General features: G+C 57.5%; 13 protein-coding genes and 1 pseudogene. 7 read left to right on the plus strand and 7 right to left on the minus strand.

Annotated features, from left to right (window positions below):
- Positions 1-101: 101 nt before the first annotated feature.
- On the plus strand, positions 102-410 hold the full coding sequence (locus tag ACTH3D_RS10695; protein ID WP_441667081.1) for a hypothetical protein: 309 nt from the start codon (positions 102-104) through the stop codon (positions 408-410).
- A gap of 85 nt (positions 411-495) precedes the next feature.
- Positions 496-1,851, plus strand: a complete 1,356-nt coding sequence (locus ACTH3D_RS10700) for an amidase (RefSeq protein ID WP_441667083.1) — start codon at positions 496-498, stop codon at positions 1,849-1,851.
- Here the strand turns inward: ACTH3D_RS10700 and ACTH3D_RS10705 are convergent.
- The 7 genes from ACTH3D_RS10705 to ACTH3D_RS10735 form a co-directional block, all read right to left on the minus strand.
- Positions 1,830-2,669: a DUF2797 domain-containing protein gene (locus tag ACTH3D_RS10705; protein WP_441667085.1), complete on the minus strand. Its 840-nt coding sequence runs from the start codon at positions 2,667-2,669 to the stop codon at positions 1,830-1,832. The genes ACTH3D_RS10700 and ACTH3D_RS10705 overlap by 22 nt on opposite strands.
- A gap of 1 nt (position 2,670) precedes the next feature.
- Positions 2,671-2,967, minus strand: a complete 297-nt coding sequence (locus ACTH3D_RS10710) for a YeaC family protein (RefSeq protein WP_441667086.1) — start codon at positions 2,965-2,967, stop codon at positions 2,671-2,673.
- A gap of 78 nt (positions 2,968-3,045) precedes the next feature.
- Positions 3,046-3,897 carry a rhomboid family intramembrane serine protease gene (locus ACTH3D_RS10715; RefSeq protein WP_441667088.1) on the minus strand — a complete coding sequence of 284 codons (852 nt, stop codon included), beginning with the start codon at positions 3,895-3,897 and terminating at the stop codon, positions 3,046-3,048.
- Positions 3,898-4,103: 206 nt separating this feature from the next.
- Complete coding sequence (locus ACTH3D_RS10720) at positions 4,104-5,117, minus strand: metallophosphoesterase (RefSeq protein ID WP_441667090.1); 1,014 nt, start codon at positions 5,115-5,117, stop codon at positions 4,104-4,106.
- Entirely contained in the window at positions 5,107-5,988 is an 882-nt protein-coding gene (locus ACTH3D_RS10725; protein ID WP_441667092.1) for an NAD(+) kinase, read from the minus strand. The genes ACTH3D_RS10720 and ACTH3D_RS10725 overlap by 11 nt, the downstream gene beginning before the upstream one ends.
- Before the next feature lie 62 nt (positions 5,989-6,050).
- Positions 6,051-6,920, minus strand: a complete 870-nt coding sequence (locus ACTH3D_RS10730) for a DMT family transporter (RefSeq protein ID WP_441667094.1) — start codon at positions 6,918-6,920, stop codon at positions 6,051-6,053.
- A gap of 62 nt (positions 6,921-6,982) precedes the next feature.
- Positions 6,983-7,504, minus strand: coding sequence for a YqaE/Pmp3 family membrane protein (locus ACTH3D_RS10735; RefSeq protein ID WP_441667096.1), 522 nt, complete (start codon positions 7,502-7,504; stop codon positions 6,983-6,985).
- Between the two features lie 182 nt (positions 7,505-7,686).
- Here ACTH3D_RS10735 and ACTH3D_RS10740 point away from each other — a divergent pair, with 182 nt between their 5' ends.
- The 5 genes and pseudogenes from ACTH3D_RS10740 to ACTH3D_RS10760 form a co-directional block, all read left to right on the plus strand.
- Entirely contained in the window at positions 7,687-8,094 is a 408-nt protein-coding gene (locus tag ACTH3D_RS10740) for a CBS domain-containing protein (protein ID WP_441667097.1), read from the plus strand.
- A 425-nt stretch (positions 8,095-8,519) separates the two neighbouring features.
- Positions 8,520-9,050, plus strand: a complete 531-nt coding sequence (locus tag ACTH3D_RS10745) for a hypothetical protein (RefSeq protein WP_441667099.1) — start codon at positions 8,520-8,522, stop codon at positions 9,048-9,050.
- A 36-nt stretch (positions 9,051-9,086) separates the two neighbouring features.
- A complete protein-coding gene (locus tag ACTH3D_RS10750; protein WP_441667101.1) occupies positions 9,087-9,470 on the plus strand; it encodes a hypothetical protein in 384 nt (127 codons plus the stop codon).
- A gap of 12 nt (positions 9,471-9,482) precedes the next feature.
- Complete coding sequence (locus ACTH3D_RS10755; protein WP_441667103.1) at positions 9,483-10,283, plus strand: AraC family transcriptional regulator; 801 nt, start codon at positions 9,483-9,485, stop codon at positions 10,281-10,283.
- Positions 10,284-10,646: 363 nt separating this feature from the next.
- Positions 10,647-11,135: pseudogene (locus ACTH3D_RS10760) on the plus strand (bifunctional proline dehydrogenase/L-glutamate gamma-semialdehyde dehydrogenase); the annotation flags it as partial.

Consider the following 11,135-nt stretch of genomic DNA (forward strand, 5'->3'; position numbering starts at 1 on the left):
TGGTCATGGTCATGGGCCTTATGCCTGTGACGGCCTGGGCAGCCTCGGACTCGGTCGCCTCTGACTCTTAAAAGTCGCTTGAGATAGACCCGGACTGCTGCATGGTGGTTGCAGAGAAATGTCAGATTGTAAAAGCCAACTGCACGCCCTGCCACTCCGCTAAGCTGGTCACTCAGAACCACGGCTCACGGGAGCGCTGGAAATACCTGATTGGCTGGATGCAGGACACCCAGGGACTGTGGGAATTTCAACCCGAGATGGAAAACGACATCCTCGACTACCTGGTCGAGTACTATGGGCCAAAAACCGACACCCGGCGTGCACCACTACTGCCAGACCAGATGCCGGATAACCCCTACGGCGCCAAAAACGACGTGGAAAATAGTGTTAGCGTTGAACCGCCGGCCTGACAAGCGCCAGCTGGGCGCTGCACCTGCGCAGCGCCCTTCACTGCAAGCCACTTCTGTGCCCCCTCTGAGTTGAAAGAGCCCCGCCATGACCGATACCCAAACAGCGGGCGAAACACTGCTGGAAAAGACTGAGGCCGCCATCGCCGCGCATCAACCGGCCTGGAATGCCTATGCCCAGTGGTCACCGCAGCGCCTGCGTGAACAGGCATCCAGCCGGATGACTGATGTCAAAAACGGTGCAGCGCCGGGCGCTCTGTATGGCGTCAGCGTCTCGGTAAAAGACAACATGGGCCTGGATGGCTGGACGATGTGCGGCGGCGGTGATACGCCACTGCCCAATATCTGGCAGAAGGATGCGGCCATCGTGGCCCGCCTGCGGCGTGCCGGTGCGCTGTTTACCGGCCTCACCTACACCGTGCCTTTCTGCTTCACCAGCCTGGGTGTCACTTTGGATGGCATCGGCCCCTGCAACCCGCATGACATCACTCGCGTATGCGGTGGCTCATCCAGCGGCGCGGCGGTCAGCGTGGTCGAAGGCAGCGCCCAGCTGGCGTTGGGGTCCGACACCGCAGGTTCGATCAGAGTGCCGGCCGCCCTGTGCGGCGTGGTGGGGTTAAAACTGGGTACCGGGTATTGGTCTGGCGCCGGGATGCTGCCATTGAGTCCGCACCTTGACAGCCTGGGGCTGTTGGCCAGCAGTGTGAAAACGCTGGCTCAGAACCTTGATGCACTGGGCGAGCCGCGCCTGCCTGCCCCAAGTCTCAGCGGCCTACGACTGGGCGTGCTTAACAGCGCACCACGCGTTACCGGCGACCCAGGCATCGATGAGGCTTTTGACCAAGCACTGCGCGATCTGGAAACCGCTGGCGCCAAACTGATCACTATTGATCTGCCCGAGGCCGCTGAGGCTGATACACTGTTTCGCAGTGGCGGACTGGTTGCCGCTGATCTCGAGGCGTTTTTGACGCGCCATCTGTCAGACTGGCGCAACAAGCAACTGACCGCACCACTGGATGACGCCATGCGTCGCGCGGCGGCGTTGCCCCTAGAAGAGTATGCCCGCCGCCTGGTATGCCGACGAAGTCTGGCCAGGCGCTCCAGCTCGGCGCTTAAGCGGACTGGCGTCGACGTTCTGTTGATGCCAACTACACCCCTGACCCCGCCACGCCGCGATGAAATAGCCTCGCCCGAGGCCTACGCCGTTGCTGATGAGCGAATCCTGCGTCATGCCGGTTTCATCAACTATCTGGATTGGTGTGCGCTGAGTCTGCCAGCAGGAAAGGATGCAGCTGGGATGCCGGTAGGATTACAGCTGGCCATGCCAGCCGGCCGGGAAGCTCAGCTGGTGGCTCTGGCGGAAGCCTGCGAAGCGAGCCTAGCCTTCTCTCCAGGCTCACCCAGGACTAACTCAGGACAAGCTCAGATCACCGCAACTTCATAGCCGGTGAACTTGCGCAGATTGATCACGCCAGTGTCGAGCATCAGGTACTGGCCTTTGACGCCCATCAGGGTTCCGCTGACATCAGGCTGCTTGTCGAAATTGTGCGAAACCACTTTAGTGGGATACTCAAGCACCGGATAGTCGAAACGACGTGGTGTTTCGTCGATAACACGAATCGCCTCTTCGCCGAAGCGCTCACGCAGCCGACCAAGCCCATCTGTCAGTCGCGCCAGCAAGCGCTCACGCTCGGCGGCGAGGTCAAGCTCATCAGTTTCACCGCGCAGCATGACCCGCCAATTGGTGCGATCCGACACTTCGTCCTTGAACAGCACCTCGACCAGACCAGATTGCTGACGCGTGGCCACTTCAATAATCGGTAGTGCCTGAACCGCGCCCTGGTCGAGCCAGCGGGTGGGCACCTGGGTGCCCCGGGTGATGCCGACCTTGAGCCCGGAGGAGTTGGCCAGATAAACCACATGGGGCTGAAAACAGTGGCGCTCGCCCCACTCGGGCTCGCGACAGGTGCCTTGATGATAGTGGCAAAGCTCCGGCTTCATGATGCAGGTATCGCACTGTGCCAAGCGCTTGAAACACGGATAGCAGTAGCCCTGTGCGAAGCTCTTGCGGGTGGCGCGCCCGCAATGGGTGCAGGCAATCGCCCCCGTCCAGCTGAGGCTGAGAGACTGGCCAAGCCGGGCATTGAGATCCAGACGGTGGTCACCGACACGCAGCGTATAGCGTGCACTTTCTCCGGCATCGCCCGGCTCAACCGACATCTTGCTCAGACAGCCTCGCAGGCTGGTGCTTTCGACTGACATCTCAGTCACTGCTACTGCCCCCGCCAACATCTTGACCAAGCCCCGCCAACTCCGGCGAGACATCACTACCACTGCTGTCGGCGCCGCAGGTGCGACGCTCCAGGTAGCCCACGCGCTGGTCTTCCGGCACGCTGTGCTGCGCCTCATAGCGGATGACTGCCTCCAGGCACAGTTCAGTCTGTTCAGGGGTCAGAAAACGACCGTCAGGCCATTTGCGCAAGGACACTGCCTGCTTGAGGCTTTGGTAAATCCCCGGGGTCATCTGTCCAATCATGCGCTCAAACGTCATATCGCTCATGGCAACTTCTCCTTATCTCACCCTTGCCTCACCCGTACTTCACCGATCGGTGCTGGCCGCTCAAACAACTGTTCAGGATCAGCGCAGTCGCTGTCCGGGACGAGAATGATACCAGCCCAGCACCAGGCCCACGACCAGTCCGCCCAGATGCGCTTCATTGGCCACATTACCCAGGCCAAACAGGCCGGCAACGCTGGTCATGGCGAATACCATCCAGCCAAACATCAGTACCACCAGCATCTGAGGCACAAAGAAGCCGCTCTCGGGTCGTCGTCGGCTCATCAGCCACACATAGGCCATTAGGCCAAAGTCAACGCCGGACATTCCGCCAAACAGCACCGTTCCGGCACCATACTGGGCCAAATTGCCACCAATGCCAGTAGCCAACAGCAGCACGATAAAACGGCCACGCCCTTGGCGCTGCTCAACCTGACTACCAAAAAACCACAACCACAGCATGTTGAACAGCAGATGCATCCAGCCGAAATGCAGGAATGCTGGTGAGAGCAGCCGCCACACCTGGCCCGAGCTGAGGCTCTCTCGTAGAGTACCAAACACCGGCTTGCCACCGACAATATCGATAGGAACGATAGTCAGCAGGCTGACCAGAACATCTCCCAACACAGCCATCAGCCCAAACACTATCAAGCTCAGGCTGATAGTAATCGCCGTAGCAGGCGCCAGCTCGAACGGTGTGCGCCAGCTGCGTGGTCGCGTTGGCTTCTTCAGCGGTTGCTCGGGGTGCAATGGCTCACCACGCTCCCAACGAATCAACAGCTGCCGCAGGGCTTCTTGCTGACTAGGGTCAGCCAGCCACAGCGCCTGGCCTTGGGGGTCTTCCGTAAACTGGTGACCGATATGATGCGCCCAAAGAGCTTCACGCAGCTCACGAATATCCGCACCGGCGGGTAGAACAAGAATCTTGTACATAGGCTAGGTGCCGCCTTTGCGACTGAATGAATCGGGTGCCTGATAGCGTACTGAAAACTCAGAAAAACTAACGCGCATAAAAAACCGGCGACCTGGGCCGCCGGAGAAAAAGCAAGGGATCGTACAAGGGAACAGGTCTAATAGACCATAAAACTGCGCGGCTGTCAGCCCAAAAGCAGTAAGGGTTGTAATGATTCGTACCTGGTTCACTCATCATCAAACTCCCAGGAGGTGTCACCACCCTGCTCTTCAAGTTCAACTTTCACCCATGAAAAGTGGTCTGCATTGAGGCTGCTCTCTCCGCTCCAGCGATAGGCAACCAATCGACCGAACTTTACTGCACTGTAGTCCAGGCAGGCAATGTTGGATGTCGGCAAAGCAGGAATCCCTTCACACCAGTAATGGCCAATAAACAGTGGGCGCTCACTGATGGCGTAATGGCTCAGCTGGCGACGCTCGTCGTCAGTCAGCAGTCGCTGCTCCAGCGGCCCGGGCAGGTTGTCCGGCTGAAACATGACATCGCCCCAGGTCTGGGGATCTTGCGCCCAGAAGTGTGTGCGAAACGATCGACGCTTGAAACCATCACCACTATGGATCGTTATCCCGTCTGGCAACCACAGCTGGGTGCCGCGGGTGAGATGGTCAAGAATGCGGTACTCGAGGGTGGCAGGCTGCGATGCTTGAACGAGGAACGCCAGGTCGATACGTCCCTCCGGGTACTCCCTGCGCAGCGCATCGATCAAGGGCTGATCCCAGCAGGCATGCACTACCCTGAACTCGTCAAACTCCAGAAATAACGGCAGTTCCATGAACCATGACAGCGCTTCCTCCCATTCCTGGGGGTAGTCGCGATACTGTTCCAAGGTTTCGTGAACGATGCGGTTATGGCGTGCGGTATGCGAGCGTAGCCAGTCACCCTGGGAAGAATCCGGATTGCGCTGGCAGTAGGCCAATACGTTGGCTTCATGATTGCCCATCACGATCTGTGCCTCACCGGCTTCTACCATGCGGCGTGCAGTGTTAACCGCCAGACGGATTCGCGGCCCGCGATCAATCAGGTCGCCGAGGAATATTACCTTGCGACGCGGATGACGGTACACACCGTCACGCTGACGATAGCCCATTTGCTCCAGCAGTTTCACCAGGCTCGCGCCGCAGCCATGCACATCGCCAATCAGGTCATAGCCTTCTAGGCCAGCCTTGCCCACCTCAGTCTCCAAGCCGATTACTCCAGCCCAACTTGCTGCGCAGCACTTCATAAAAGTTATGCCCCAGCGGATGCAACAGTCGAACCCGCTGGGGCTTGCGCCTCACGACCAACACATCATCCGGCTTGGAGACCGCACGGGTCTGACCATCACAGCTGATATGTGGATAGGTCTGGTTGGTCTCGCCAATATGAATCCGAATCTCGCTGGCGGCATCGATAACAATCGGCCGGCTTGACAGCGTATGAGGAAACATCGGCACTAGAGTGATGGCGTCCAGTCGCGGGTGCATGATGGGGCCACCACCCGAAAGCGCATAGGCGGTTGAGCCAGTTGGCGTGGCGATGATGACCCCGTCACTGCGCTGGCTATAAACGAAATGGCCGTCAATAAACAGCTCAAACTCGATCATGCGCACCGCCTTACCTGGGTGCAGCACCACCTCATTCAGCGCGTCGCCGCTGCCCACTACTTCATCGCCACGGTAGAGCTCGGCATCGAGCAGAAACCGCTCTTCCACCTCGTAGTGTCCGTCCAGTACCTCGCCCACACGGGCTTCGAGCTCGTCAGGGCAGATATCTGTGAGAAAGCCCAGGCGACCACGGTTGACGCCCAGTACTGGCGTACCACTGTGGCAAAGACTGCGCGCCGCACCCAACAAGCTGCCGTCGCCCCCGACGACAATCACCATGTCACAGAGTTCACCCAGCAAGCGGCGACTGGCCTCGGCGTGGCCATGGTCGAGAAGCACCGTCGCGGTTCTGTCTTCGATGATGACGTGGTAGCCGGCGGAATCCAGAAAGCGCGCTAGTCGCTTAAGAGTCTCTACCACCTGGGCACTGCCTAAACGACCAATCAGGCCAATGTTCTTAAAGACTGACATCCCGGTATCCTTGGCATTGGAGGGCCATTATGGCGATACCACCGGACTCCGGCAATGCAGGCTCAGGCAATCTGTACCGGGCGACGGCGTTGCCACCAAGCATTCAACGCCAGTGAACCGACGATAATAGCGCCTCCCAGTGCCAGCCGAGGCAGATCGGCATCGCGATTCCACAGCCACAGGTTGACCAACAGGCCCGCCGGCACCAGCGCATTGTTCATAATCGCCAACGAACCTGCATCAACCCGTGTGGCCCCCAGGTTCCACAGGAAATAGCCAAGCCCGGATGCCACGATGCCCAGCCAGCCGAGCACGCCCCACTGCAGCCCGCTGACAGGCAACGCTGCACTATCACCCAGCACCAGGTAGGCAGGCACGGCAACGGCCAAGGCACCGAGATAAAACCAGCCGAACACGCTGACCCGTGACAGCGATTCCGGCAGGCCAACCGAGAAGCGTCGATATCCGACCTGTCCCAGTGCAAAACACAGGTTGGCGCCTTGCACAACCAGGAAGCCCGTCCAGTATCCACTGTCAACGCCCTGATAACGGATCACCCCGGCACCCAACACCGCCAGCGCGGCAGTAACAAGATGAAAGAAAGTGAAGCGCTTGAACAGCGCATCATCCAACAGTGCCACATACACCGGCGTCAGCACGGTGAACAGCAGTACCTCGGGCACGCTCAACAGCAGGAACGACTGGTAGAAAAACAGATACATCAGGCCGAGCTGAACAGCTCCAAGCCCCATCAGCACCAACCGTTGAGACACAGATAAGCCCGCGGGTTTCAGAAATGGCAAAAACACCAATGCTGCCAGTGTGATACGAGTCAGCACGGCAAAGTAGCTGTCTACCTGACCTGCCAGGTAGACCCCGATCAATGAAAAAGAAAAAGCCCAGAGTGCCGTTACACCGATGAGATAGCCCACTGTCAACTCCGATAATTTTTAAAGTTGACAGAGTTTATACGCACCACTGGAGATCGACAAGATCAATTCCTGTCTCTTTGCCGCGCTATCCAGTACAGCGCATAAGCAGCGCCGGGCAGCCAGCCGAGCAGCGTCAGCACCAGCGCTACAACTCCGCGTTTTGTTCCTCCATCGGACAACCAAACCGCCAGAGGTGGCAGCAGTACACCCAGGGCGACATAGGCAGCAAAGGGTTCCAGCGCCAACTTGTCAACGGATGTCCTAAGCGCTGCGTCGTCCTGTTCCGGGCTGTAATGCTGAACCTTCGACTGACTGACGCTAGGTTCCCGATCTGTCTCCAGCGCATTTTCTTCAGTCTCTACTTTTCCGTCAGGATCAATCTTCTGCTCCAGCTGCTCAGCCCCTTCAGCCAACTGTTCGTGGTAGCGCTCCCAGTCTTCCCAGTCGTGGGGCGTGCCTGCTCGGGGCCGATGCTCCCCAGACTCCCTGGCGCGCGCCCAGGACTTCTCCTCAAGCGTGAGTTGAGGACGCGAGGTGGGCTTGCCATCAAGCCCTTTCTGAGCCAGATACTGTCGGGCATCCATTGATGACTCCTTGCTGTCTGGTGGATCCGCTCTATTGACGCTGTTGACTGAGTCGGCATCCGCTATGGGTTCCGCAACCCGCCACAAAACCTTGTGGCGAGTCTGGTTGTTTTTCCTGGGTGACTGAGCAACTGTAACAAGGCATCATCTTTGATACCTGTTGTTGGCCGAGGAGAGACGTCATGTCAAACAAGTCCCCCACCATTGTGCGTGAAATCATGTCTCGCGACTGTTACCGCGTATCAGGCAAAGCGTCGATCGCAACGCTTGCCGATCGCCTGTCGCACCATCGTCTTCCCGGCGCTCCGGTAGTCGATGAACACGACCACCTGATCGGTTTCATCTCGGAGCAAGACGTATTGGGTAAGGTGCTAGACAGTGTCTACATGAACAATGAGCCACCACTGGTGGAAGAGCTGATGCGTCATGAAGTGCTGTCAGTGGCTCCGACCAAGAGCATCATTGACCTAGCTCAGGAAATGCTCGGCGCCAAACCCAAGGTCTACCCGGTTACCGAGCAAGGTCGACTGGCCGGTATTGTAACCCGTCGCGATGTGTTGAGTGCCATCCTGAGGATGCGCAGCAGTTGACTTACTGCCGTACATAACAGGGCCTTCAGGGCGACGTATCACATAAAAGAAAGCCGCCATATCAGGGATATGGCGGCAAGATCGAAACTGCGTATCAGAACAACAACATCAGCGACTGCCATCGCACAGGTTGTGTGTCTGTAATGAATCAGACAGCGAAGACACGAAAAGTTCGTCACCCAGTGCAATTATTTTTTATTTCCGACTAAAGCCCAAGCACAACTGCTCCGTCTTGCGCCTCTAGTGACCAAAAGCGGCTGGGCTTTACCTCACACCAGAACCGCGAGCCAAAAAACATTTTAAGCACCTGCTCACCCAAGCCGGCCTGTCATCAAAAAAGAAAAAGAAATTCGCCATGGGGACGTCAGGAGTTTTCCTGTCACTCAGACTACTGATGTATCTGACCTACCGAGAGGTCGGCGCTGGTGGCATCAGCCCTGATGGTCAACGCTAGTAACTGGAATCGAGTCGAAAGTATCGAGAACCGCAACAACCAGGGCACCTTCGGTTCGCTACTGGACATTTGCAGTCTGGCCCACAAGCAGAGCTATGGCGACCCCAGTTTGCCCCTGGACGTCCGCAAGATCATTGCCCAGGGCAGCCAGTTCGATTTCTATGATAATAGGGGCGGGCTGTTCCTGGCCAAGATGCACGTCCGCACCCTGGCTGACATCGCCGAGATCAGAGCGCGGATCGAAGCAGTCCTGGCCCCGCTAGGACACAAGATCGATGTGGTGGTGAACTATGATCAGACGATGATCGAGGATATGCTGGCCCATGACTGGGAGAACGTGGTCGGCTATCTCGAAGCACATTTTTACAACAGGGTGACGCACTACTCGACCTCTGCCTTCCTGCGTCGCAAGCTAGGCCAGGCGCTTCAGAGCCACCGCCGGACGGCCATTTTCGACAGCGAACGTGCAGCTGAAGCCACACAAGGCACAAACGAACGATAGTTACAGTTTGTTCTGACGGGAGGAAGTGAGTCGTTCATGACGCTTTATCTGCTTGTATTTGCGGTGTGCATGCTAGTGATTGGCAGCGTGCTGGCGGTGCTGATGCTATCGCGCACTCCGCGCTACTTAACTCGCCCAGAAGATTTGCTGGCACTGTTTACCAAAGCGCTGGACAACAACGTCAGTGAAACCGAATGGAACACTATCATCGGCTATCCGATACGCCATGATGAGTTCCTTGAAGGCGTTCGTCGGCGTGCCCTGCGGGTCATGGATGAGCACGGTCGACACGGTCGTGCACAGCGCGGCGGGCAGCTGCTAGACAGCGAAGGCCAAGAAGAGCTTAAGGCCATGCGAGATCACCTGAATGCACGCACTGAGCTCAGGAAAGCGGCACTCAATAATAAAACCTCACGATAACAGCAACATAAAATGAACAGTGCCATTCGTCAGATACCTCTTGATCCGGTACCACACCACCATGCTCACGATTTCCATCAAGTCGTGATCGGGCTGCACGGGCAAGCAGACTTTGAGATAGAGGGGCTGGGCGGGTCAGTTTCAACGCTCACAGGCTGCATCGTGCCGGCCAACCAACGTCACTCTTACGCCGGTAATGGTGAAAACCGTCAGCTGATTATTGATCTGCCCCGCGACGCCATCTGTCTTACCGGCCATCACCATGAACTATCAGCCCTGTTTGACGCCCCCGCTTTCTTCGAACTGGACAAGCCGCTTAAAAACTATCTGGGCTTTCTGCTCGAAGAGCTTCAACTGCTGGACAGCACACAGAGTGACGTGTCACTTCAGCATGAGCGCCTGACCAGCACACTGCTCGGCTCGCTGCACACGCGCCTGGCTGGCCCTCAATACACACGGGGCAGAACACTGAACCTTGCGGCACTGGATCGCTATATCGACACTCACCTGGAGTCTGCGTTGCGGGTGTCTGACCTTGCTGCCGAGGTGTGCCTGAGCGAGGGGCATTTCACCCAATGCTTTGGCGAACAGACCGGCATGTCGCCCTGGCAATATGTCATGCAGCGCCGCCTTTGCGCCGCCAAGCGCCTGCTTCTGAAAACACACCTGCCGCTAATTGAAATCGCCGCCCTGACCGGATTTTCCAACCAGAGCGCGCTGTCGAACGCCTTCCGGCGTGCTTATGGCCACCCACCCAGTAGGCTGAGAACAACGTCTACACCAGGCACCAAGCCAGCCAATTTTGCCAGGTAAGCCGCCGCACCCAGCCCGACTAACTTGCGCCAAGTGCCAGGCCAGGCTTACGGTTGACTGTATAGAGCGCCAGATACCTGCACGGTAGCACGCTCGATCTTTGATCAGATCACATCGCTTCAAGCTAAGCTTCAGGTAACGCTTTAGCTAAAAAAGCGCGACTCAGGCTATACAGAAGTCGAGCAATAGTTCCGAACCCTGTCAGGATCTAGGGAATTGACAAGTCCTGACGTGAATTCAACAAGTAACTTGGACCACAGCGCCCTACCCTGTGTTAATCCCCCGGCTACCTGCCGAGATATCGGCAAGGTACAGACCGGAACAACCCCTGTGGCAACCAGCAACCTAGTGGGGAATGACATCATGCTCAACGCCGACACCATGTTCAGCGACAACACCTGGCAGCAGAATACCGATACCCTTTTTGACACCATCAGCGAACATTACATCGTTGATGAGAATGTTTTTGTGGCTGAGCTCATCAGGGCACTGGAAGTCGACAAGCACGACTTTGACCGGATTTCTGAAAACACGGCCTCGCTGGTGCGCGAAGTGCGTGGGATGGATACGGCCGTCGATACCATCGACGAGCTACTTCAACAGTACAGCCTGAACACCCATGAAGGCCTGATGCTGATGTGCCTGGCCGAAGCCATGTTGCGGATACCCGACAAGGAAACCGCCGACGCCTTGATTGAGGACCGGCTTGGGCCGGCCGACTGGCAGGCATACGTTGGCAAGAGCGACTCCTGGATGGTTAACGCCTCTACCTGGGGTCTGCTGATGACCGGCCATGTGGTCAGCATGGATCGCACCGAAGATGGCAAGCCAGGCAGCTTTATCAACCGCATG

Origin of the sequence: Halomonas sp., from assembly GCF_052095765.1 — a bacterium.
Lineage (GTDB): Bacteria > Pseudomonadota > Gammaproteobacteria > Pseudomonadales > Halomonadaceae > Halomonas.